This window comes from Janibacter sp. YB324 (assembly GCF_014217915.1).
Taxonomy (GTDB): domain Bacteria; phylum Actinomycetota; class Actinomycetes; order Actinomycetales; family Dermatophilaceae; genus Janibacter; species Janibacter indicus.
Genome location: NZ_CP060120.1, coordinates 2,647,358 through 2,670,270 on the forward strand (window position 1 = coordinate 2,647,358; position 22,913 = coordinate 2,670,270).

Annotated in this window: 24 protein-coding genes; 9 read left to right on the plus strand and 15 right to left on the minus strand. The window is 70.6% G+C overall.

From position 1 onward, the window contains the following. Positions 1-6 precede the first annotated feature (6 nt). Genes disA through H7A72_RS12975 form a run of 3 tightly spaced genes read left to right on the plus strand, consistent with a single transcriptional unit; the run spans position 7 to position 3,265 of the window. Complete coding sequence (disA, locus tag H7A72_RS12965) at positions 7-1,083, plus strand: DNA integrity scanning diadenylate cyclase DisA (protein ID WP_185220794.1); 1,077 nt, start codon at positions 7-9, stop codon at positions 1,081-1,083. Beyond that, complete coding sequence (locus H7A72_RS12970; protein ID WP_185220795.1) at positions 1,080-2,375, plus strand: DUF4185 domain-containing protein; 1,296 nt, start codon at positions 1,080-1,082, stop codon at positions 2,373-2,375. Before disA ends, H7A72_RS12970 begins: the two co-directional genes overlap by 4 nt. Beyond that, positions 2,372-3,265, plus strand: coding sequence for an A/G-specific adenine glycosylase (locus tag H7A72_RS12975; RefSeq protein ID WP_305066831.1), 894 nt, complete (start codon positions 2,372-2,374; stop codon positions 3,263-3,265). Before H7A72_RS12970 ends, H7A72_RS12975 begins: the two co-directional genes overlap by 4 nt. Before the next feature lie 28 nt (positions 3,266-3,293). On the opposite strand, the gene H7A72_RS12980 is transcribed toward H7A72_RS12975, so the two are convergent. Further along, positions 3,294-3,791, minus strand: a complete 498-nt coding sequence (locus H7A72_RS12980) for an amino-acid N-acetyltransferase (RefSeq protein ID WP_185220796.1) — start codon at positions 3,789-3,791, stop codon at positions 3,294-3,296. Between the two features lie 76 nt (positions 3,792-3,867). Further along, positions 3,868-5,292: an LVIVD repeat-containing protein gene (locus tag H7A72_RS12985; RefSeq protein WP_084452472.1), complete on the minus strand. Its 1,425-nt coding sequence runs from the start codon at positions 5,290-5,292 to the stop codon at positions 3,868-3,870. A 183-nt stretch (positions 5,293-5,475) separates the two neighbouring features. Here H7A72_RS12985 and H7A72_RS12990 point away from each other — a divergent pair, with 183 nt between their 5' ends. Next, the gene (locus H7A72_RS12990) at positions 5,476-6,144 is read left to right on the plus strand and encodes a DUF305 domain-containing protein (protein WP_185220797.1); all 669 of its coding nucleotides are present in this window, start codon (positions 5,476-5,478) and stop codon (positions 6,142-6,144) included. Positions 6,145-6,186: 42 nt separating this feature from the next. Here the strand turns inward: H7A72_RS12990 and H7A72_RS12995 are convergent, their stop codons facing one another. Further along, positions 6,187-6,336, minus strand: coding sequence for a hypothetical protein (locus H7A72_RS12995; protein ID WP_185220798.1), 150 nt, complete (start codon positions 6,334-6,336; stop codon positions 6,187-6,189). 121 nt (positions 6,337-6,457) lie between these two features. Between H7A72_RS12995 and H7A72_RS13000 the strand changes: the two genes are divergently transcribed. Genes H7A72_RS13000 through H7A72_RS13010 form a run of 3 tightly spaced genes read left to right on the plus strand, consistent with a single transcriptional unit; the run spans position 6,458 to position 7,946 of the window. Next, positions 6,458-6,826, plus strand: coding sequence for a helix-turn-helix transcriptional regulator (locus tag H7A72_RS13000; RefSeq protein ID WP_072625418.1), 369 nt, complete (start codon positions 6,458-6,460; stop codon positions 6,824-6,826). Next, positions 6,823-7,359: an SRPBCC family protein gene (locus tag H7A72_RS13005; protein ID WP_185220799.1), complete on the plus strand. Its 537-nt coding sequence runs from the start codon at positions 6,823-6,825 to the stop codon at positions 7,357-7,359. Before H7A72_RS13000 ends, H7A72_RS13005 begins: the two co-directional genes overlap by 4 nt. Further along, positions 7,356-7,946, plus strand: a complete 591-nt coding sequence (locus tag H7A72_RS13010; RefSeq protein ID WP_185220800.1) for a TIGR03086 family metal-binding protein — start codon at positions 7,356-7,358, stop codon at positions 7,944-7,946. The genes H7A72_RS13005 and H7A72_RS13010 overlap by 4 nt, the downstream gene beginning before the upstream one ends. A gap of 239 nt (positions 7,947-8,185) precedes the next feature. Here the strand turns inward: H7A72_RS13010 and H7A72_RS13015 are convergent, their stop codons facing one another. The 5 genes from H7A72_RS13015 to H7A72_RS13035 all read right to left on the minus strand — a co-directional run bounded on the left by H7A72_RS13015 (position 8,186) and on the right by H7A72_RS13035 (position 12,617). Further along, a complete protein-coding gene (locus H7A72_RS13015; protein ID WP_185220801.1) occupies positions 8,186-10,705 on the minus strand; it encodes an ATP-dependent Clp protease ATP-binding subunit in 2,520 nt (839 codons plus the stop codon). A 210-nt stretch (positions 10,706-10,915) separates the two neighbouring features. Next, a complete protein-coding gene (locus H7A72_RS13020) occupies positions 10,916-11,221 on the minus strand; it encodes an antibiotic biosynthesis monooxygenase (protein ID WP_084452483.1) in 306 nt (101 codons plus the stop codon). After that, positions 11,218-11,880 (minus strand): DUF4328 domain-containing protein, encoded by a 663-nt coding sequence (locus H7A72_RS13025; protein WP_185220802.1) that lies wholly within the window; start codon positions 11,878-11,880, stop codon positions 11,218-11,220. The genes H7A72_RS13020 and H7A72_RS13025 overlap by 4 nt, the downstream gene beginning before the upstream one ends. 77 nt (positions 11,881-11,957) lie before the next feature. Beyond that, complete coding sequence (locus H7A72_RS13030) at positions 11,958-12,329, minus strand: DUF4328 domain-containing protein (RefSeq protein WP_185222402.1); 372 nt, start codon at positions 12,327-12,329, stop codon at positions 11,958-11,960. Positions 12,330-12,341: 12 nt separating this feature from the next. Continuing rightward, a complete protein-coding gene (locus tag H7A72_RS13035; protein WP_185220803.1) occupies positions 12,342-12,617 on the minus strand; it encodes a hypothetical protein in 276 nt (91 codons plus the stop codon). Positions 12,618-12,701: 84 nt separating this feature from the next. On the opposite strand from H7A72_RS13035, the gene H7A72_RS13040 reads away from it, so the two are divergent. Beyond that, a complete protein-coding gene (locus tag H7A72_RS13040; RefSeq protein ID WP_185220804.1) occupies positions 12,702-13,289 on the plus strand; it encodes a flavin reductase family protein in 588 nt (195 codons plus the stop codon). A 1-nt stretch (position 13,290) separates the two neighbouring features. Here H7A72_RS13040 and H7A72_RS13045 read toward each other — a convergent pair whose 3' ends face one another. Both H7A72_RS13045 and H7A72_RS13050 read right to left on the minus strand, forming a co-directional pair. Then, entirely contained in the window at positions 13,291-14,115 is an 825-nt protein-coding gene (locus H7A72_RS13045) for an Fpg/Nei family DNA glycosylase (protein WP_185220805.1), read from the minus strand. Positions 14,116-14,127: 12 nt separating this feature from the next. After that, entirely contained in the window at positions 14,128-15,087 is a 960-nt protein-coding gene (locus H7A72_RS13050; RefSeq protein ID WP_185220806.1) for a Ku protein, read from the minus strand. A gap of 82 nt (positions 15,088-15,169) precedes the next feature. On the opposite strand from H7A72_RS13050, the gene H7A72_RS13055 reads away from it, so the two are divergent. Continuing rightward, positions 15,170-16,063, plus strand: a complete 894-nt coding sequence (locus tag H7A72_RS13055) for a hypothetical protein (protein ID WP_185220807.1) — start codon at positions 15,170-15,172, stop codon at positions 16,061-16,063. A gap of 62 nt (positions 16,064-16,125) precedes the next feature. Here the strand turns inward: H7A72_RS13055 and lhgO are convergent, their stop codons facing one another. The 5 genes from lhgO to H7A72_RS13080 are packed head-to-tail and all read right to left on the minus strand — an operon-like array spanning position 16,126 to position 22,850. Then, a complete protein-coding gene (gene lhgO / locus H7A72_RS13060) occupies positions 16,126-17,337 on the minus strand; it encodes an L-2-hydroxyglutarate oxidase (protein ID WP_185220808.1) in 1,212 nt (403 codons plus the stop codon). After that, complete coding sequence (locus H7A72_RS13065) at positions 17,334-18,464, minus strand: CaiB/BaiF CoA-transferase family protein (RefSeq protein ID WP_223277647.1); 1,131 nt, start codon at positions 18,462-18,464, stop codon at positions 17,334-17,336. Before H7A72_RS13065 ends, lhgO begins: the two co-directional genes overlap by 4 nt. Next, positions 18,461-19,636 (minus strand): acyl-CoA dehydrogenase family protein, encoded by a 1,176-nt coding sequence (locus tag H7A72_RS13070; RefSeq protein ID WP_185220809.1) that lies wholly within the window; start codon positions 19,634-19,636, stop codon positions 18,461-18,463. Before H7A72_RS13070 ends, H7A72_RS13065 begins: the two co-directional genes overlap by 4 nt. Next, on the minus strand, positions 19,633-20,619 hold the full coding sequence (locus tag H7A72_RS13075) for a TAXI family TRAP transporter solute-binding subunit (protein WP_185220810.1): 987 nt from the start codon (positions 20,617-20,619) through the stop codon (positions 19,633-19,635). The genes H7A72_RS13070 and H7A72_RS13075 overlap by 4 nt, the downstream gene beginning before the upstream one ends. Before the next feature lie 53 nt (positions 20,620-20,672). Further along, the gene (locus H7A72_RS13080) at positions 20,673-22,850 is read right to left on the minus strand and encodes a TRAP transporter fused permease subunit (RefSeq protein WP_185220811.1); all 2,178 of its coding nucleotides are present in this window, start codon (positions 22,848-22,850) and stop codon (positions 20,673-20,675) included. Positions 22,851-22,913 lie beyond the last annotated feature (63 nt).

The following is a 22,913-nucleotide window of genomic DNA, read 5'->3' on the forward strand; positions in this document are numbered from 1 at the left end:
CCCTGCGTGGCCGACTCAGACGACGACCTCTTCCGCACGACCCTCGCCGCGGTCGCGCCGGGCACCGTCCTGCGCGACGGCCTCGAGCGCATCCTGCGCGGCAACACCGGCGCGCTCGTCGTCCTCGGGCACGACAAGCTCGTCGAGTCGCTGTGCACCGGCGGCTTCGACGTCAACATCGAGTTCTCCGCCACCCGCCTGCGTGAGCTGGCCAAGATGGACGGCGCGGTCGTCGTCGACGCCGGCGTCTCCCGGATTCTCAAGGCGGCCGTCCAGCTCGTGCCCGACCCGAGCATCGAGACCCTCGAGAGCGGCACCCGTCACCGCACCGCCGAGCGGGTCGCGCGGCAGACCGGCTATCCCGTCGTCTCGGTCAGCCAGTCGATGCACATCATCGCCCTCTACGTCGACGGCCGGCGGCACGTGCTCCGCACGACGCCCGAGCTGACCTCCCAGGCCAACCAGGCCATGCAGACCCTCGAGCGCTACACAACCCGCCTCAACGAGGTCACCGGCTCCCTGTCGGCCCTCGAGATCGAGGACCTCGTCACCGTCCGCGACGTCGCCGTCGTCCTCCAGCGGCTCGAGATGGTCCGCCGCATCCACGCCGAGATCGCCGAGTACGTCCTCGAGCTCGGTATCGACGGACGCCTGCTCACCCTCCAGCTCGAGGAGCTGACCGCCGGTCTCGACGACGACCTGCACGCCGTGGTCCTCGACTACCTCGACCCGGCCGGCCCGGTCGCCGACGTCGACGGGGTCCTGACCAACCTCTCGGCGCTCGACGCGACCGAGCTGCTCGACCTCGGCCACGTGGCCAAGGCGCTCGGCTTCGCCATCGTCGGAGAGTCCCTCGACGCATCGGTCAGCCCGCGCGGGCTGCGCATCCTCGGCAAGATCCCGCGCCTGCCGGGCGCGATCATCGACCGCCTCGTCGAGCACTTCGGCTCGCTGCAGCGACTGCTCGCCGCCGGCATCGACGACCTCATGGCCGTCGACGGTGTCGGTGAGCTGCGTGCCCGCACCGTGCGCGAGGGCCTGTCCCGACTCGCCGAGAGCTCGATCCTCGAGCGCTACGTGTGACCCGCTTCCTCGTCTCGCTGCTCGCCGGGGTGCTCGTCATCGCCGGCGCCTGGGTCGGCTGGACCCGGCCCGGCAGCGTCGACGAGCTCATCGCCCGCACCGCCGACCGCGCCGTCGAGCCCTCCGGAGCCCCGATCGGCATGGGGCACGAGCCGCGCGGGTCCCGCACTGCCCGGACCGGCGCGCCCGTGACGCCTCCACCGGCGGCGGGGTCCCCCCTTCGTCCAGCACGGGGTGCGGCCATCGACCCCCGCGGCACCGACCCCGGTCGCGCCTGCTCGGTCCCCGCACCCACCGATGCACGGGGCATGGACGCGCTCTTCGCCCAGCTCGACGGGGAGCCGCGGCTGCAGGGCGGCGACCACGGCGGATCGGTGCGCCTCGCCGACGGGCGCACGATGTTCGTCTTCGGTGACACGATCCGCGACACCGACGTCGTCTCGCCCTTCATGGTCCGCAACTCCGTGCTCGTGTCCAACGGCGGCTGCCTGCGCGCGATGCGCGCCGGCGACGACGGCGCCGTGATCCCCGACGAGGGCGACACCGGCTACTGGCCGATGTCGCTGCGGGCACGGGCCGTGTCCGGCGGCACCCGGGTCGAGGTCATCACCGCGGCCGTCCGCGATCTCGGGGGCCGTGACTTCGAGACCGTCGGCTCCGGCCTGGCGACCTTCGACGTCCCGACCAACCGCATGCCCAAGCTCGTCTCCCACGAGCCGCTCACCCCGACCACGGCCGACCCGACGGTGCCGACCTGGGGTGCCGCGATGTGGGAGAGCGGGTCGTGGACCTATGTCTTCGGCACGGCGAGCAACGCCGACAAGACGACCGACGGCTGGGCCCTGCACGTCGCGCGGGTGCCGTCGAGCCACCTCGCCGACCCCTCCCGCTGGCAGTACTGGGACGGCTCCGGCTGGGTCTCCGGGCGGCCCGACGACCAGCCGGCACAGGCCGGGCGACTCATCGGGCCCGACGACGGGGTCTCCCACGTCCTCGGCGTGGTCGAGGACGACGGGTCCTGGTACGCGATCAGCAAGGAGGGAGACTTCACCGGCGACTCGCTCACCGTGTGGAAGGCGCCCACCGTCACCGGACCCTGGACCGCGCACCCGGTCCGCGACCTCGAGAGCACGAGCCGCACGCTGCGCTACACGCCGCTGCCCCACCCCGACCTGAGGATGGGCTCGGGCAAGCTGCTCGTCTCGTGGTCCGAGTCGCCGACGACGAGCGGCCCCTACCACCGCGACCCATCGCTCTACCGACCGCGATTCACCGAGGTGGACCTGCCGTGAGTCCCGAGGTGACCGGAGCCGGTCCCCGGCTGCACGCCGCCGTGCTCGCGTGGTTCGACGAGGTCGGCCGCGACCTGCCCTGGCGCGACCCCGACTGCTCGCCGTGGGGCGTCTACCTCTCCGAGGTGATGTCCCAGCAGACTCCTGTCGCCCGGGTGCTGCCGGTCTGGGAACGCTGGCTCGAGCGGTGGCCGACCCCTGCCGACCTCGCCGCGAACTCCCCCGGCGAGGCGGTGCGCATGTGGGACCGGCTCGGCTACCCCCGTCGGGCGCTGCGGCTGTGGGAGTCGGCGGCGGCGATGGTCGAGCGGCACGACGGTCAGGTCCCGCGCGACCACGACGACCTGCTCGCACTGCCGGGTGTCGGGCCCTACACGGCGGCGGCCGTCGCCTCCTTCGCCTTCGGTGACCCGCGCACGGTCGTCGACACCAATGTCCGCCGGGTCCTCGCCCGGACCGTGAGCGGCACGCAGCACGCGGCGCCGGCACTCACCGCTGCCGAGATGCGTCTGGCCGATGCCTCGATGCCCGCCGACCGCGACGCGGCCAACCGGTGGAATGCCGCCTCGATGGAGCTCGGCGCGCTCGTGTGCACCGCCCGCGCGCCCCGCTGCGACGACTGCCCGGTGAGCCACCTGTGCGCCTGGCAGCTCGCCGGTCGTCCCGAGCACGACGGTCCGCCCCGGCGCGGGCAGGCCTGGCACGGCACCGACCGGCAGGTGCGCGGGCGCATCGTGCAGCTGCTGCGCGAGAGCCCCGACCCGGTGGCACGGGACGATCTCGACAGCACCTGGCCGGACGACCCGGCCAAGGTCGAGCGGTGTCTCGCCGGGCTCGTGGAGGACGGCCTTGTCGAGCCGGCCGCAGGCGGCTACGTCCTGCCGAGGTGAGGGGTTCCCCCTTCGTCTGGCGTGGGGCTCAGAGCTGGCGGAGCATGCGCGTGTTGCCCAGAGTGTTGGGCTTGACCCGCTCGAGGTCGAGGAACTCGGCGACGCCCTCGTCGTAGGAGCGCAGCAGCTCGACGTAGACCTCGGGGTCGACGGCCTGCCCCTCGATCTCGGTGAAACCGTGCCGGGTGAAGAAGTCGACCTCGAAGGTCAGGCAGAAGAGACGCTCGACCCCGAGCTCGACGGCGTCCTGGGCCAGCGTCTCGAGCAGCGCGCCCCCGACACCGTGCCCCAGGTGGTCGGCCGAGACGGCGAGCGTGCGGATCTCGGCCAGGTCGTCCCACATGACGTGCAGGGCCCCGCAGCCGACCACACGACCGTCGATCTCGGCGACGCGGAACTCCTGCAGACCCTCGAAGTAGGCCACCGTGTCCTTGCTGACAAGGACCCGTCGCTCGGCGAGCGGGGCGACGAGGGCACGGATCTCGCGCACGTCGGAGGTGCGCGCTCGGCGGATGGTCACGGTCACCGGACAAACCTACGCCCCCGCCGGCGAGGCGGGGGCGTAGGTCAGGTGCTCCGGAGAGTGGTGGCGCGAAGGGGGCTCAGCGCACCGTGTACTTCGGCTGCGACTGGGCGTTGAACTCGTCCATGATGACGCGGTCGGCCTTCTTCGTCGCCTTGTCGTTGAACTTCAGCACGTCGAACCCGCGGGCGATGTCCGACGAGTAGAGGTGACCGTTGTAGTAGTAGGTCGACCACGTGCCACCGGTGCCCTCCTCGACGGGCAGCGGCCCGCGCTCGAAGTAGCCCAGCTCCTTGGGGTTCTTGGAGTCGGTGAAGTCCCAGACGCTCACGCCGCCCTGGTACCAGGACTGGACCATGATGTCGCGACCGGCGACGGGGATGATCGAGCCGTTGTGCGCGACGCAGTTCTCGGTCTCGGTCTGGTGGCGCGCGATCTTGTAGTACGACTGGAAGGTCAGCTTGCCGAGCTTCGACAGCTTGTAGATCGCGTTGGCACCGCGGTTGGGTCCGATGTCGGTGTTGCACGTCGGGGCCCCGCCGCCGCCGAGCTCGTCGGTGAAGACGACCTTGGTCGCGTCGGCGTTGAAGGTGGCCGAGTGCCAGAAGGCGAAGTTCTCGTTGTCCTGGACGCGCTCGATGACGCGGGGCTGCTCCGGCGCCGAGATGTCCATGATGATGCCGTCACCCATGCAGGCACCGGCCGCGAGGTTCTTGTGCGGCAGGGCGGTGATGTCGTGGCAGCCGGTTGTGGCGGAGCGGCCGGCGATCGGGGTCGGGCCCTCGCCACCGGGGTTGCCGCCGTCGGGGAAGAGGTTGGGCGTCGCGATGACCTCGGACTTCGTCGGCTCCGCCTTGTCGACCTTGACGATGGAGATCAGGTCGTGCGGGGTCTGGCAGTCCGGGTACTGGTCGCGGGGCGAGTAGCTCGACACGTAGAGGTAGTCGTTGCCCTTGGTCTTGCCCTTGCCCGGCACGAGCGTGTGCGTGTGCGAGCCGCAGGCCGTCTCGACCGACTTGATGTACTTGGGGTTCTCCAGGTCGGAGATGTCGAAGATCTTGATGCCCTCCCAGCTGTCCTTGATCGTCGCCGACTGCGAGGTCGACTCGCAGGAGTCGTCGCTGCGGGAGGAGTCCGTGGACAGGTAGAGCAGGTCGCCCGAGACGGTGATGTCGTTCTGGCTGCCCGGGCACTTCACCTGGACGATGGTCTTGGGCTTGCGGGGGTTGCGGACGTCGACGACCGAGAAGCCGTCGTAGTTGCCGATGAAGGCCTTGTCGTCCTGGAAGGCGAGGTCGGTCCCGACCCCCTCGGCCAGCACACCCGACGGCGCGATGTTGGCCAGGTGCTTGACGTTCTTGCTGCGGCCGATCTCGTCGGTGGCCAGGTCCGTCCCGGACACGCCGATCCGGTCGTCGGGGCCCTTCGCGGTGGCGGTGCCGATGCCGGCGCCGGAGAGTGCCACGGCGGCTGCTGCCGCGATGGCCAGGATGGGTCTGCGCATAATTCCTCCACGGTGGCGTCCCTCGGGGCGGGGTGTGCCCCGACGGGGGTAGGGACACCTTGTCGCGACCTGACGCATCCGCGGCCCCGGACCAGCCCCCGGTTTGGTCAGGACATCGTCAGGTCCGACCGTGCGGGCCGCTGGCGGACCCACGGACGTCGAAGGGGGATTACCGTCGGCCTCGTGATCCGCCGCCTCTCCCCCTTCGTCCTCGCCGCCACCCTCACCCTGGGCGCCTGCAGCGGTGACGACGCCCCCACGTCCACGGCCACCTCTCCCGACGCACCGGTCCTGCAGCCCGGCACCCCCGGGGAGCCCAACTCGTCGCTGTCCGGCACCTCCGCGGTGGCGACGCCGTCGGCGAGCCACAACCAGGCCGACGTCGACTTCCTCCAGGACATGATCGTCCACCACGCGCAGGCGGTCGTCATGGGCGACATCGTCAAGGGGCGCCTCACCGACAAGAGCGTGCGCGGCATCGCCAGCCGGATCAGCGACGAGCAGAAGCCGGAGATGAAGGGCATGTCCACGACCCTGCGGTCGTGGGGCGAGAAGGTCCCCATCGAGGCGAGCAACCCCGGCGGCAGCGGTCATGGCGCCCATGCCGACCACTCCGGCATGCCCGGGATGGCGACCCGAGCCCAGCTGGACGAGCTGCGTCGGGCGAAGGGGGCCGACGTCGACCGGCTCTACCTCGACCTCATGGTCAAGCACCACGAGGGCGCCCTCGAGATGTGCAAGACCCTGGGCACAAAGGGCTCCGACGAGCGCACCGGCGAGCTCGGCGACGACATCAACGTCACCCAGACCAAGCAGATCGCGCAGATGAAGGACATGCGGCGGCGCCTGTGACCGAGCCGGTCACAGGCGCCGCGCCGTGGGACGAAGGGGGCCTCAGCCGGGCTTCGTGAGGTGGCCGACGACCCGGGGCAGAGCATCGTCGAGCGCCGGGCCCCACGTCTTCATGGCGTGCCCGCCCTCGGGGTAGACCCGGTACGTCCGCGGGCGCGTCGTCATCTTCGTCCTGCCTGGTGAGGCGTCCATGCCATCCACCGTGGATCAGGAGCGTGCCGGTTGCACGTAGCGAACGCCTCAACGACCTCTTGACGACTGCCGCGGCCCCGCCCTACGGTTTATTCAACCGGTTAGTTGATTAAGGAGCGCGATGAAGGACGACACCGAGGAGCGACTTTCCCGGGCCTTCGCCGCGCTCTCCGACCCGGTCCGGCGGGACATCATCTCCCGCCTCACGGTCGGTGACGCCACCGTCAACGACCTCGCCGCCCCCTACGACATCAGCCTCCAGGCCGTGAGCAAGCACCTCAAGGTCCTCGAGGAGGCCGGCCTCGTCAGCCGGCGCAGGGAGGCCCAGCGCCGCCCGGTTCACCTCGAAAGCGAGGCACTGGCCACGATGACCGGTTGGATCGAGCGGCACCAACGACGGGCCGAGGAGCGCATGGCCCGCCTCGAGGAGGTCCTGGCGGACCTCCCTTCGCCCCACCCGGGCACCACGAGCACAGGAGCAGACCGATGAGCACCACACCCAGCACCAGCGGCCACCTCACCACCGCGACCATCGAGGCCGACCCCGAGGTCCCGGTCGTGCGGATCACGCGTGACTTCAAAGCGACCGCGAAGCAGCTGCACCGCGCGCACACCGACCCCGAGCTGTACAAGCGGTGGGTCGGCCCCGACGAGCTCGACACGATCATCGACCACTGGGACGCGCGCACGGGCGGCAGCTACCGCTTCACCAACGTCGCCAAGGAGGGCAGCGAGCGGCGCGTCCAGGGCGACACCGAGGAGTTCCACTTCTTCGGCAGCTTCCACGAGGTGCGCCCCGACCGCATCGTCCAGACCTTCACCTTCGAGGGCTTCCCCGACGGGGTCTCGCTCGACACGATGACCTTCGAGGACCTCGGTGACGGCTGGACGCGGGTGCACGGGCACTCGGTCCTGCCGACCTTCGAGGCGCGCGAGATGATGCTCGCCTCCGGCATGGAGATCGGCATCAACGAGGGCTACGCGGCGCTCGACGCGCTGCTCGACGCCGGCGAGGTCGAGTGAGCCCGCTCGCCGAGCTGGCCGTCGCCGACCGCTACCGGTCGGCGGCGGACGGCTTCGCCCGACGGGTCGCCGGCACCACCGACTGGGACTCCCCCACCCCCGTCGCGCAGTGGCGGGCGCGTGACGTCGTCGGTCACCTGACGTCGTGGTTGCCGGCGCTCGTGGCGTCCGGCTGCGAGGTGCGCCTGGACCCCGTGCCGTCCGCCGAGGAGGACCCGGTCGGTGCGTGGGCCGGTCTCGACGCGCAGATTCGATCGCTGCTCGACGCCCCGGCGACCGAGGAGGTCGTCTTCCAGCACGAGCACATCGGTCGGATGCCACTGCCGCAGATGCTCGACCAGTACTTCACGAGCGACGTCGTCTTCCACACCTGGGACCTCGCCCGCGCCACCGGCCAGGACGACCGCCTCGACGAGGACTACCTCGCCGGCGCCCTGGCGGGGATGCAGGCCCGGGCGGAGATGATCCGGGCGTCCGGGCAGTTCGGGCAGGAGCAGCCGGTGCCCGACGACGCGAGCGTCCAAGAGCGCTTCTTCGCCTTCATCGGGCGGGACCCCCGGTGGACGCCGCCGGCCCGATCCCGGTAGGACCCGTGGGCTCTGCGGAGGAGGACGGCATGGCGAAGGGTGCCGTTCTCACCTGGCAGCGTCGACGCCACGTGGTCGCGTTGGTGTCACCTGGTTGCCCGGCGAAGGGGGACCAGGTGACACCAACGCCACCAGCCGGGGGACGAAGGGCGCCGCCGAGTGCGTGAGGCCCCGGATGACGAAGGGGAGGTGGCCAGTGATCTGGCCACCTCCCCTTCGTCTGCAGGGTCCGCGCTGGGTCAGTCGGCGGAGCCGTCGCCCGCCTCGACGAGCGGGACGTCGAGCTCGCCGACCTTGGGCGCACCCTTGAAGGTGAACTCCGCGTCCTTGCCCTCGCCGGTCGCGTCGACCGCGACGATCTCGCCGGAGACGAGCTCGCCGTAGAGGATCTTCTCGGAGAGCACGTCCTCGATCTCGCGCTGGATCGTCCGCTTGAGCGGGCGGGCGCCGAGGACCGGGTCGTAGCCGCGCTTGGCGAGCAGGGCCTTGGCCGCGGGCGTGAGCTCGATGCCCATGTCCTTGTCCTTGAGGCGCTTGTCGAGCTTGGCGACCTCGAGGTCGACGATCTCGACGAGCTCGTCCTGGCTCAGCTGCGGGAAGACGATCGTGTCGTCGACGCGGTTGAGGAACTCGGGGCGGAAGTGGTTCTTCAGCTCGTCGGTGACCTTGGCCTTCATCCGCTCGTAGTCGGTGCGCTGGTCGGTGCCGGAGGTGAAGCCCATGGCGCCCTTGGAGATGTCCCGCGTGCCGAGGTTGGTCGTCATGATGATGACGGTGTTCTTGAAGTCGACCATCCGACCCTGCGAGTCGGTGAGGCGGCCGTCCTCGAGAACCTGCAGCAGCGAGTTGAAGATCTCCGGGTGCGCCTTCTCGACCTCGTCGAAGAGCACGACGGAGAAGGGCTTGCGGCGCACCTTTTCGGTGAGCTGACCGCCCTCGTCGTAACCGACGTAGCCGGGGGGCGAGCCGAAGAGGCGGCTGACCGTGTGCTTCTCGGAGTACTCCGACATGTCGAGGGTGATCAGGCTGTCCTCGTCGCCGAAGAGGAACTCCGCCAGCGCCTTGGCGAGCTCGGTCTTGCCGACACCGGTGGGGCCGGCGAAGATGAACGAACCGCCGGGGCGGCGCGGGTCCTTCAGGCCGGCGCGGGTGCGCCGGATCGCCTGCGAGAGCGCCTTGATCGCGTCGTCGTTGCCGACGACCCGCTTGTGGAGCTCGGCCTCCATGTTGAGCAGTCGGGTCGACTCCTCCTCGGAGAGCTTGAAGACGGGGATGCCGGTCGAGGCGGCGAGCACCTCGGCGATGAGCTCCTCGTCGACCTCGGCGACGACGTCCATGTCGCCGGCCTTCCACTCCTCCTCGCGGCGGGCCTTGTCGGCGAGCAGGTTCTTCTCGTCGTCGCGCAGGCTGGCGGCTTTTTCGAAGTCCTGGCCGTCGATGGCCGACTCCTTCTCGAGGCGGACCTTGGCGATCTTGTCGTCGAACTCCTTGAGGTCGGCGGGGGCCGTCATCCGACGGATGCGCAGCCGCGCGCCCGCCTCGTCGATGAGGTCGATCGCCTTGTCGGGGAGGAAGCGGTCGTTGACGTAGCGGTCAGCCATCGTCACGGCGGACACGATCGCCGGGTCGGTGATCGTCACCTTGTGGTGCGCCTCGTAGCGGTCACGCAGGCCCTTGAGCATCTCAATGGCGTGGGCCAGCGAGGGCTCGTCGACCTGGATCGGCTGGAAGCGGCGCTCCAGCGCCGAGTCCTTCTCGATGTGCTTGCGGTACTCCTCGAGCGTCGTCGCGCCGATGGTCTGCAGCTCGCCGCGGGCGAGCATCGGCTTGAGGATGCTCGCGGCGTCGATCGCGCCCTCGGCGGCACCCGCACCCACGAGGGTGTGGATCTCGTCGATGAAGAGGATGATGTCGCCGCGCGTCTTGATCTCCTTGAGCACCTTCTTCAGGCGCTCCTCGAAGTCACCGCGGTAGCGGCTGCCGGCGACGAGGGAGCCGAGGTCGAGCGTGTAGAGCTGCTTGTCCTTGAGCGGCTCCGGCACGTTTTCGTCGACGATGTCCTGGGCGAGGCCCTCGACGACGGCGGACTTGCCGACGCCGGGCTCACCGATGAGGACAGGGTTGTTCTTGGTGCGACGGGAGAGCACCTGCATGACCCGCTCGATCTCCTGCTCGCGACCGATGACCGGGTCGAGCTGGCCCTCGCGGGCGGCCTGGGTGAGGTTGCGGCCGAACTGGTCGAGGACCAGGGAGCCGGCCGGCTGCCCTTCGGCTGGACCGGCGCCGGCGCCAACGCCCGCGGCCTGCCCCTCCTTGCCGCCCTGGTAGCCCGAGATGAGCTGGATGACGGTCTGCCGCACGCGGCCGAGGTCGGCGCCGAGCTTGACGAGGACCTGAGCGGCGACGCCCTCGCCCTCACGGATCAGGCCGAGCAGGATGTGCTCGGTCCCGATGTAGTTGTGGCCGAGCTGCAGCGCCTCGCGCAGCGACAGCTCGAGGACCTTCTTGGCGCGCGGGGTGAAGGGGATGTGGCCCGACGGCGCCTGCTGGCCGGGACCGATGATGTCCTGGACCTGCTCGCGGACGGCGTCGAGGGAGACGCCGAGTGACTCCAGCGCCTTGCTGGCGACACCCTCGCCCTCGTGGATGAGGCCGAGCAGGATGTGCTCGGTCCCGATGTAGTTGTGGTTGAGGAGTCGTGCCTCCTCCTGGGCGAGGACGACGACCCGGCGGGCCCTGTCGGTGAACCGTTCGAACATGGGATCTACCCCTTCACGTGGTGCTCTGACCTCGATGCTAACCGTGCCCGCTCCCTGAGCCGGGGGGCGAGCCTCTCACGGGGTCACAACGCGGCGCCCTCCCGGCCTGTTCCACGAGGCGAAAGGAGGGCCGCGGTGTTCGCTCTCAGCGGACGGAATGCCTGCCCCGGTGATCGAGGTGCGAGGCCGCCCGCGGCCGAAGCCTCGAGATCAGGGAGCTGGGACGTCGATCACGACGTCGAAGCCGAGCAGCTCCGCGCCGGTGGCGACGGGCTGCTTGCCCTCACCCGCGTGCGCGGCCCGGGCGTCGCCGTCGCGCCAGGCGGCGAAGGACTCCTCGTCGGCCCAGCGGGTCACGACGAAGTAGCGGTCTCCCCCTTCGGTCGGGCGCAGCAGCTGGAAGCCCTCGAAGCCGGGGGCGGTGTCGACGGTGCCCTGGCGCTCGGCGAAGCGCCGCTCGAGCTCCTCGCCCGCGTGCGCGGGGACGCTGATGGCGTTGATCTTGACGATGCTCATGAGGTGACCCTAACCGCCTGCTGCGCGGCCGCGGTCGCCGCACGGACGATGCGCCACCACAGCACGAGGGCCACGACCGCGATGGCCGCGTTGACCTGCAGCGAGAGCGCCCACCGGTCGATGTCGCCCGGCTCGACGAGCACGTCGCCGGAGGAGTCGAGCACCGAGCCGGCGCCCATGAGCAGCCAGGCGATCCACCAGGGCCAGTAGCTGCCGACCCGAGAGCCGACGGCCCGGCTGGCGTCAGCCACGACCTGGTAGGGGAACCAGAGGTTGACGATCGGCACCACCCAGCCAGCAATGCCCCACCAGCTGGCACGGCGGTGGAAGAACCCGGGGTTGGCCCACTCCCCCACCCCGCGCAGGGCGATGAGCCACCAGCCGGTCGTGACGATGCCGACGAGGAGGGCCAGGACCCCGAGGCCGAGGAGGCCGCCAATCAGGACGAAGGTCGTGGACGTCATGTCCGGCCCCACGACCCAGGCCCGCAGCTCGTCCCGCCGCAGGGTGATGACGACCGCAGCGGCGACCCACGACGCGGTCGCCGTCAGGGCCGTCGCGAGCGCCGCGCCTGCGGCGAGGGTCGGGGTCGAAGGGGGCGGACCGACCGGCGTCGTGTGCTCGTCGGCGAAGGGACTGGTGACGTGGATCTTGGGCATGTCGACGACGCTAGGTCGACGAAGAGTCCGCCGCGCGGCCATCGCGTCGCCCCTGTGGACAACCCCGACGAAGGGAGTCAGTCCCGGGCGACGGCGGCCTTGGCGGCCCGGGTGGCCGCGCGGACGATGCGCCACCACAGGGCGAGCCCGACGACCGTGAGTGCGGCGTTGAGCTGCATCCCGGTGACCCACACCTCGACGTCGCGAGCGCTCGTCCACTCCTCGCTGATCGGCGAGCTGACGAAGCCGGTGCCGGTGCTGATGAGCAGCCACGCGATCCACCAGGGCCAGAAGGTCCGTGCCCTCGAGCCGAGGGCACGGCTGCTGTCGGCGACGAGCTGGTAGGGGAACCAGAGGTTGACGATCGGCACGACCCAGGCGGCCAGCGCCCACCAGTCCGAACGGCGGTGGCGGTAGCCGGGCGCCGCCCAGCCGGCGACGCGACGCAGGTCGACGAGCCACTACGCCGTGGCGACCCAAGCGGCGAGGACGGCGACCAGGCACGCTCCGGCCAGCGAGTTGACCGTGTCGAGGGCAGACGGCACCCGGTGCGGGTCGTCGACGACGACCTTGAGATCGTCGAGACCGAGCGTGGCCACACCGGCTGCGGCCACGGTGATCGCCGTGACGACGAGGGATGCGGCCAGCACGACGACGCCCCCTCGGCTCGGCGCCCGCGGCGCCTCCATGACCGACGCGCGACCGACCCCCGCTGCCGTCTCCCCCAGAGCACTCATGGCGCCCAATCTAGGCCGCAACGCCTCGACGAGGAGTCGCGAGCGGTCCATGGCCTCCCGGGTCGTCCGCCCTACGCTCGACCCATGCGTACGGTCTTCGACCCCACCGACCCGGGCACCAACGCCTACGACCTGTTGACGAGCATCGTCGTGCCGCGGCCGATCGCGTGGATCACGTCCGTCGGAGCCGACGGCGTCGGCAATCTCGCCCCGCACTCCTTCTTCAACGTCGCGTGCGCGCGACCACCGATGATCAGCTTCACCTCTGTCGGCCGCAAGGACACGCTGCGCAACGTCCTCGCGACGGAGCACTTCGTCGTCAACCTCGTCTCGGAGGACCTGGCCGAGCTCGCCAACGCGAGCAGCGCTCCCTTCGACCCGGAGGTGGACGAGGCACAGGCCGTCGGCGTCCGGCTCGAGCCGAGCGCGGTCGTGCCCGTGCCCCGCGTCGCCGACTCGGCGACGTCGATCGAGTGCCGGCTGCACTCGAGCACCGAGCTCGGCGACAGCCACCTCGTCATCGGCGAGGTCATGGCGATCACGGTGCGCAGTGACGCCCTGACCGACGGGCGCCCGACGATGGACGCGCTGCGGCCGGTCTCGCGGCTGGGCCGCGACGAGTGGGGGCACTCCCCCGAGGTCTTCCGGCTGGAGCGGCCGCGGCGGGCGTGAGTCAGCTGCGGCGCTGGCAGTTGCCGCACCAGTAGAGAGTGCGCCCGGCGACGTCCTTCGAGCGCACCTTCGAGCCGCAGACCACGCAGGCCTCGTCGGTTCGCTTGTAGACGTAACTGGTCCGCTCGGTGAGGTGCACGTCCTCCCCCTTCGCCAGGGCGGCCTCGACCTGCTCGACCTGCTCCTCGACGGTGACGATCCGGCTGGTCGCGACGCCGAGCGGCAGCAGCCGGCGCAGGTCCGCCCAGATGAGGTCCCACGAGGCCCGCTTGAGCCGCTCCCCCGGCGTCGCGGGGTTGATCCGGTGCCGGTAGAGCACCTCGCAGCGGTAGACGTTGCCCACGCCGGCGAGCACGTCCTGCTCCATGAGCAGCGCCGCGATGGACTTGCGGGAGCGGCGGATCCGCTCCCAGGCAGGCCCACCATCGGTGTCCCGCAAGGGATCCGGGCCGAGCTTGGCGTGGACCGCCTCCTCCTGCTCGGGGGTGATGACGGCACAGGTCATCGGGCCGCGCAGGTCCGCGACATGCTTGTCCGTGGCGATGCGGCACCGGACCTGACCGATGACCGGCCGCTCACCGACGTAGGCGGCCTCGTCGATGGTGAAGGTCCCGATGAGCCCGAGGTGGACGTGCAGGACGCGGTCGCCGGCGAACTCGACGAAGAGGTGCTTGCCGTGGGCCCGCGCCTCGAACAGCTCGTGGTCGGTGAGCAGGGCCGAGCCGGAGGCGAAGCGGCCCTGCGGGGACGACACCTCGACGACCTGGCCGGCACAGGTGGCGTGCAGGTCGCGGGCGATGCGGTGGAGGGTGTGGCCTTCGGGCATGACGAAGGGGGGTCAGCTCGCCTTCTTCTTCGCGGCCGTCTTCTTCGCAGCAGACTTCTTGGCCGTGGACTTCTTGGCCGTGGACTTCTTTGCGGCGGTCTTCTTCGTCGCCGCCTTCTTCGCGGGGGCCTTCGTGGCGGTCGACTTCTTCGCGGGGGTCTTCGTGGCCGCCGGCGCCGACGTCGAGGAGCTCTCGCCCCGGGCGGTCTTGGCCTTCTCGACCGAGCGGGCGAGGGCAGCGAGCAGGTCGACGACCTCGCCGGACTCCTCCTCGTCGGCCGCGACCTGCTGGACCTCTCCCCCGTCGACCTTGGCCTTGACGAGAGCCTCGACGGCGAGCGCGTAGTCGTCCTCGAACTCGTCGGGGTCGTAGTCGCCGGCGAGTTCGTCGATGAGCATGCGCGCCATCGACATCTCCTTGTCCGACAGCTCCTGGTCCTCGACGCTCGCGAAGTCGGCCGCGCGGATCTCGTCGGGCCACAGCATCGTCTGCATGACGATGACCCCGTCGCGCACGCGCAGCACGGCCATCGTCATCCGGCTGCGGATCGAGACGGTGACGACCGCCATGCGCCCCTGCGCCTCGAGCGCCTCACGGAGCAGGACGTAGGGCTTGGTCGCGGTCTTGTCCGGCTCGAGGTAGTAGCTCTTGTCGAGGAGCATCGGGTCGATCTGGTCCTCGGGCACGAATTTTTCGACGCTGATCTCCTTGTTGCTGCGCGTCGGCAGGTCGGCCATGTCCTCGTCGGTGAGGATGATCATCTGACCGTCCTCGGTCTCGTAGCCCTTGGCGATGTCGTCGTAGGCGACCTCGTCGCCGTCGATGCTGCAGAAGCGCTTGTAGCGGATACGGCCACCGTCGGTGCGGTGCACCTGCCGGAACTGCACGTCGTGGTTTTCGGTCGCGGAGTACAGCCGGACCGGGACGTTGACCAGGCCGAAGGAGACGGCACCCTTCCAGATCGCGCGCATGCCGCCAGCCTACGCGGGTGACCCCCATAGGATCAGCCTCGTGCACCAGGGGGGCACCTCGCCACCGAACGAAGGTCCGACCATGCCTCGTCGCGTCACCACCATCGCCTCGCTCGCCACCGCGGCCCTCGCCGGGGTCGCCCTGACCTCCGCCCCGGCCACGGCGGCACCCACCGCCACCACTGGAGTGCCCGGCGTGCCCTACAGCTGCCAGGCGAGCCTGCGCGCCTACAGCAGCACCGGCTCCCTCGCCTGGTACGAGTACTCCAAGGGGACCGCCAAGAGCTTGCGCGTCGGCAAGAACAGCCTCGGCTGGCAGCCGACCGCGGCCCAGCAGGTGGGCGCCGGCGGCGACCCGACGAACTTCTTCAGCACCGAGGTCGCCACGTCCAAGGGCGGCAAGCTCATGCAGATCAAGCAGAACGGCAAGCTCAGCAACGGAGCATGGTCGGTGACCCAGTCCGCGACCACGCTGCGGTCCAGCGGCTGGACCGGTACCCGGGCCCTGGTCGCGAGCTACGGCGGGTACCTCTACCGCCTCCACGGCAGCACCCTCACCCGCTACAAGCAGGGCGCCTGGGTCGACGGCAAGCTGACCCTCTCCGGCGGGTCGCGTGTGGGCACCAACTGGGGCGGCGTGCGCTCCATGGTCTACGAGCGCACCGGTGTCGTCTCCGGTCGCACCATCGACGTCTTCCTCGCCAACGACACCTCGGGCCGGCTCGTCGAGTACCGGATCCCGCGCACCGAGCCCGCGAAGTGGACCCGCACGGTGCTGCGCTCCACCGGCTTCAAGAGCGTGCGTGCCCTGACGACCTCACCGTGCGGGAGCAGCGGCCGGGCGATCGGTGCGATCACCGACACCGACACGATGTACGTCTGGTACGACCCCAAGGTCTCCGACCTCAAGGGTGGGGACATCCGTGGAGGCTGGACCGGCAAGCGCGGCTTCTCGCGCGCCGCCTTCGGCCAGTGACCGACCGCACCTGATCGCCGCCCTCGCGCCACCCGGCGCGGGGGCGGCGTGCGTGCGCGGCCCTATGACGCGCGTCGGGCGAGCGCCTCCGCCACCACGTGCTCGGCGATCGCCAGCGCCGAGGTCGCCCCGGGCGAGGGTGCGTTGCGCACGAGCACGACCCGGTCGGTGCCGGTGATGACGAAGTCGTCGACGAGCCGACCGTCGGCACCCATCGCCTGGGCGCGCACCCCACGGGTGCCCCGCACCGCGCCGGAGGTGTCGAGCGCCGGCACGTACCTGCGGGCCTCGGCGACGAACTGCCGCGAGCTGAGCGCGGTGCGCGACTCCCGCACCGCGGCCGCGAGGTTGCCCGCGGCGAAGCGCCAGAAGCCGCTGAAGCCCACGACGTCGAGCACGTCGGCGGGCACCGGGAGGGTGCGCCGGTAGGACTCCCGCCCCAGCGACAGGAAGGCATTGGGCCCCAGCGTCAGCACCCCGTCGACGCGCGGCGTGACGTGCACCCCGAGGAAGGGGTAGCGCGGGTCCGGCACCGGGTAGACCATGCCGCGCACGACGTCACGCTGTTCGCGCGGCAGGACGAAGTAGTCCCCGTAGAAGGGCACGATGCGCGGGGTTCGGTCCTCGCCGAGCAGACCCGCCAGGCGGTCGCTCTGCAGGCCGCCGCACACGACGACCAGGTCGTACTCGTTGCCGTCTCGCGCCCCCTTCGCCGTCGTCGTCACCCGCACGCCGGTGCCGGTGTCGGCCAGCCCGACGACCTCGTGGCCCAGGCGCACCTGGCCGCCGGCATCGGTGAGCTCGGCCGCGAGCGCCCGGGTGACGGCCGGGTAGTCGACGATCGCCGTCTGCGGCGAGTGCAGCGCGCGCACGCCGGTGGCGGCCGGCTCGATCTCGCGCAGCCCGTCGGCGTCGACGAGGCGCGCGCCGGGCACGCCGTTGGCCACGGCGAGGGCGTGCAGGTCGTCGAGCCGGGCCGCCTGCACCGCGTCGAGGGCGACGACCACCTTGCCGCACTCGTCGTAGGCGATGTCGTGCCGCTGCACGAAGTCCTGCAGCAGACCCACCCCGCGCCGGCACAGCGTTGCCTTGAGGCTGCCCGGCTCGTAGTAGAGGCCGGCGTGGACGACGCCGCTGTTGTGCCCGGTCTGGTGCCCGGCGAGGTGCTCCTCCTTGTCGAGCAGGGTCACCTCGGCGTCGTGCTCGGTGGCCAGGTGCCGCGCGACGGCGGTGCCGATGATCCCGCCGCCGACGACGGCCGCGCGCAGGGTCACGACTCGCTCCGCGGGACGAAGGGGGGAGGCGCCGTCCGGTAGGCCGCGGGCGTGCGCGAGAGGCTGATCGGGTTGGCGATCGTCGCGACGGATCCGCCTGCGGCGGAAGGGACTTCGCGCACCGGGTCGAGGTCGAGCCGCCGGGCGAGGTCGAAGGCCTGACCGAGGTCGTTGATCGGCCCGCAGGGCACCCCCTGCGCCGAGAGCACGTCGAACCAATGGTCCGCGCCGTGCCCGGCGAGGGCGTCCTCGAGCTCCGCCGCGAGCACCGCCCGGTGGGCGACCCGCTCGGCATTGCTCCCGAAGCGCGAGTCGTCGGCGAGCTCGGGCCGACCGACGGCCTGCGCGAGCAGTCGGAAGAGCTTGTCGTTGGCCGCCGCGACCGCCACCGGCCGGTCAGCCGTCGCGAGCACCTCGTAGGGGGCGATGCTCGGGTGCAGGTTGCCCATGGCCCGCGGCACCGCGCCGGTGACGGCGTGGGTCGAGGCCTGGTTGGACATCGCCGACAGAACCGACGAGAGCAGGTTGACCTCGACCCGCTGCCCCTCCCCCGTGCGGTCACGGTGGCGCAGCGCGGCGAGGATCCCGATCGTCGCGTGCAGGCCGGTGACGATGTCGACGAGGGCGACGCCGGACTTCATCGGACCCGAGTCCGCCGACCCGGTCACGGACATCAGCCCGCCGACCGCCTGGGCGACGAGGTCGTAGCCGGGCAGGTCGGCGCCCGCCCCCGAGCCGAAGCCGGTCACCGAGCAGTAGACGAGCCCCGGGTGGCGCTCGGACAGCTCCTCGTAGCCGAGCCCGAGCCGCTCCATCGTGCCGCTGCGGAAGTTTTCCACGACGACATCACACCCGGCGACGAGCTCGAGCGCCACCTCGCGGTCCTGCGGCGACCGCAGGTCCAGCACCCGGGACGTCTTGTTGCGGTTGACCGAGAGGAAGTACGTCGACTCCCCCTCGTCCGACCAGGGCGGCCCCCACGCCCTGGTCTCGTCGCCGCCGTCCGGGCGCTCGACCTTGATCACCTCCGCCCCGAGGTCGGCCATGAGCATGGTCGCGTAGGGCGCCGCCAGCACGCGGCTGAAGTCGGCGACCCGCACGCCCTCGAGGGCACCGGGGGTGATCAACGGAAGGCGGCCTCTCCGGTCAGGGCCCGTCCGATGACGAGCTGGTGGACCTCGCTCGTGCCCTCGTAGGTGAGGACCGACTCGAGGTTGTTGGCGTGCCGCATGATCGGGTGCTCCAGCGTGATGCCGGCGGCGCCGAGGATCGTGCGGGACTCGCGGGCGATGGCGATGGCCTCGCGCACGTTGTTGAGCTTGCCGAGCGAGACCTGCTCGGGAGCGATCCTCCCTTCGTCCTTGAGCCGGGCGATCTGCAGGGCCAGCAGCATGCCCTTGCCGAGCTCCAGCGACATGTCCGCCAGCTTCGCCTGGGTCAGCTGGTAGGCCGCCAGCGGCTTGTCGAAGATCTCCCGCTCGCGCGAGTAGCGGATCGCCGTCTCGAGGCAGTCGCGGGCCGCACCGAGCGCACCGAAGACGATCCCGAAGCGCGCCTCGTTGAGGCACGAGAGCGGACCCGAGAGCCCAGCCACCTCCGGCAGCACCGCCTCCGCGGGCAGCCGCACGTCGTCGAGGACGAGCTCACTCGTCACCGACGCCCGCAGCGACACCTTGCGCTTGATCTCCGGGGCGGAGAACCCCGGCGTGTCCGTCGGCACGACGAACCCACGGACCTTGTCCTCGGTCTGCGCCCACACGACGGCCACATCGGCGACCGACCCGTTGGTGATCCACATCTTGCTGCCGTTGAGCACCCAGTCGTCACCGTCGCGCTTGGCGCGCGTGCGCATGCCCGCCGGGTTGGACCCGAAGTCCGGCTCGGTGAGCCCGAAGCAGCCGATCGCCTCGCCGGCAGCCATCCGCGGCAGCCACTCCTGCTTCTGCTCCTCGCTGCCGTGCTTCCAGATGGCAAACATCGCCAGCGACCCCTGCACCGACACGAGCGAGCGCAGACCGGAGTCACCGGCCTCGAGCTCCATGCACGCCAGCCCGTACGCCGTCGCGGAGGTCCCGGAGCAGCCGTAGCCCTCCAGGTGCATCCCGAGGACACCGAGGCGGCCGAGCTCCGGCGCGAGCTCCCGGACGGGGAAGGAACCCTGCTCGTACCAGTCGGCGATCCCCGGGCGGATCCGGTCATCCACGAAGCGCTTGACCGTGTCCCGGATCGCCCGGTCCTCCTCCCCGATCAGGTCGTCGGTCGCGAAGAGCCCGAGCGGGCTCTGGGCGGTGGTGCTCACTTGGCCTCCTCGAGGGCGCGCTCCGAGCCGTCGTGCAGCGGGACCGGGCCGGTCTCGGTCATCGTCTCGGCGTCGATCTCCTCGGCGGCCGGGTGGACCTGCACGAGGGCGTCCTTCTCGTCGATCATCAGGGTGGTGAGGGCGCAGGCGACATTGTCCTCCATGTCCTCGCGCACGACGATGACATTGGGGACGGAGATCGTCGGGACGTCCTCGGACAGGTCGTAGGTGTCGGCCGGGATCGAGGCCTCCTCGTAGACCTCGTTGACCTCCTGCATGTCCTTCAGCTGACCGGTGATGTCGATGAACTCGACGTCGTCACCCATCGAGGTGAAGAGGTCGGTGATGGCCGGCGTGGGCAGACCACCGGACCAGACGAGGCCGTCGATCGAGCCGTCCTTCATCCCGTCGACGGTCTTGGTCAGGTCGAGCCGCTGGCGCTTGACGTCCTTGAGGTCGAGGCCGGCGGTCTCGATGAGCCGGTTGGCGATGACCTCGGTGCCGGACTTCGGCGAGCCGGTCGAGATCGTCTTGCCCTTGAAGTCCTTGACGCTGTCGATGTCGGCGCCCTTGCGCACGACGACCTGGGTGTAGTTGTCGTAGACGCGGCCGAGGGTGCGGATGTCCTGCTTCTCGGTGAAGGAGCCGGTGCCGTTGACGGCGTCGGCGGCGGTGTCGGCGAGCGAGAAGCCGGCGTCGTAGTCGCCGGCGACGACCTGCTGGATGTTCTGCACCGAGGCGCCGGTCTCGGCGGAGGAGGCCTGCAGGTCGGTCTTGTCGTTGACGAGCTTGGCCAGCCCGCCGCCGATGACGTAGTAGACGCCGGTGGAGTTGCCGGTCGCGATGTTGAGCCGGCCCTGGCCGGTCTCGCAGCTCTCGGCGTCGGCGCCGGAGTCGCCGCTGCGGTCCTGCTGGCCGCCGCAGGCGGACAGGGCGAGGGCGGCGGCCATGGTCAGTCCGGTGAGGGTGGTGGTACGGCGCATCATCGAGCCTTTCGTGGTGGTGGTGTGGCGGCGCCCGGACGGGCGAAGGGGGATCACGTTGCGGGGGTCGGGTCGGAGGGCGTCGGGTCGGATCCGCGGACCATCCGTCGCCGGACGAGGTGCAGCACGACGGCGACCGCGAAGACGGCATAGCCCAGGGCGATGGACGTGGGGACGAGGTAGAGCAGGAGGAAGGCCGCGGGCACGCACAGGGCGCGCTCGAGCAGGCTGGTCGGCCCGAACATCCAGCCGGTCGTCGCGACCGCGAGGGCGGCGACCGCGCTCCCGGCGACGAGGAAGGTCCACACGATGTCGACGAAGCTGCCCTGCGACAACAGGTGTGAGCCGCTGTCGGTGACGACGAAGGCCATCGGGGCGAGGAAGGCCGGCAGCGTGTACTTGCAGGCCTGGATCATCGTCGGGATGACCTTGCCACCGGTGATCGCCGCCGAGGCGACGGCCGCGAGGGCGGTCGGCGGCGAGACCTCGGACAGCACGGCGTAGTAGAAGATGAACATCGCGACCGGGGCCGGCTCCACGCCGAGCGCGATGAGCGCCGGCCCGATGATCACCCAGCTGAGGATGAAGGACGCGGTGACCGGGACCGCGAGGCCCAGGATGAGGATCGCGATGGCGGAGAAGAACGCCGACAGCACGATGAGCGAGGCGTCGTTGAAGGCGATCGCGTCGGCGGCCGTGACGAGGACGTCGGAGAGGATCTGCCCCAGCCCGGTCTTGGCGATCACCGAGGTGATGACGCCGGCCGCGGCGCAGACCGCGATGACCGGCAGCGCGGAGCGGATGCCCGAGCTCAGCGCACCGTAGAGGCGCCGGCCGTAGTCCTTGAGCGAGTCCGACAGCTCGAGTCGCTCGAGGTCCTCGTCGTGGTCGTCGAAGCCGCTCACGACCCGGCGGCGCGACAGGAAGGACTCGGCCAGGCCGAAGAGCGCGGCCACCGCCGTCGCGTAGACGACCGCCTTGAAGGGCGGGACGTCGATGGCGAGGAAGAAGACGATGACGCCGAGGCTGATGAAGTGGTAGCCGGACCGGGCGAGGAGGCGAAGGGGGTTGACGATCGCCAGCTCGACGCGGCTGGCCCCGAAGCGGCGGGCGTCGATCTCGACGGCGAAGAAGATGCCGAGGTAGTACAGGAGCGTCGGGACGATCGCCCAGATGAGCACCTCGACGTAGGAGACCCCCAGGTACTCGGCGATGATGAAGGCCGCGGCGCCCATCGTCGGCGGCGAGAGGATCGCGCCGATGCCCGCTGCGGCGAGCATGCCGCCGGCGGCCTCCTTGGGGTAGCCGGCCCGCTTGAGGATCGGCCAGGCGAAGGAACCGAGCGTCACCGCGGTCGCGGTGCCCGACCCGGAGACGGTACCGAGGAGGAAGCCGGAGAGCGCGGTTGTGCGGCCCGGGGCGGAGGCGGACTTGCGGAAGAGCGAGAAGCTGAACTCGACGAAGAAGCGCCCGGCGCCCATACGGTCGAGAACGGCGCCGTACATCGTGAAGAGCACGATGTACGTCGCCGCGACGTCGAGGGGGACGCCGAAGAATCCGGAGGCCTCGTTGAACAGGGCGTTGATGATCTGCTCGATGTTCAGGCCGAGGTGGCTGATCGACCACCCGACGGGCAGGAACCCGCCGTAGTAGGCGTAGGCGAAGAAGACGAGGCAGACGACGGGCAGGACGAGCCCGGTCGTGCGGCGGGTCGCCTCGAGGACGAGGACCATGAGGACCATGCCGGCGACGATGTCCATCGTCAGCAGCGAGCCCTGGCGGTCGAGGAAGCCCTCGTAGCCGCCGAAGCCGAGGTCGTTCAGCGGGATCGGCAGGATCGGGTAGAGCCCGACGAGCATCGCCAGACCGGCGAGCACCCAGTCGAGGATCCCGGGGTTGTCCGTGGCGGCACGGCGCCCGACGGTGTCGGTGCCGGGGTCGATGTCGGCGGCCCGCTCCCTTCGCCCGCGCATCCGGTAGGTGAGGAAGACGAGCGGCAGGGTCACCGCGAGGAAGATCACGAGGTAGTACTGGCTGCCCTGCTCGACGGGGTCGAAGACCTGCTTGAGCACGAAGAGCGCGACGAGGAAGCACCAGGCCCCCACCAAGAGCTCGAGGCGCGGCGAGAGGTGGCGCGAGGGCTTCTCCTCGTCGTAGTCGGCGACGATGTCGTCGACGTCGACGGGCTCGGGGGTGAGCTGCTGCTCACGGGCGACGCTGTCCGTTGGCATGCCGGGTAACGTAGGTGCGATTCAGGTCACACACAGCCGAGGCCCGGCGGACTTTACATACAT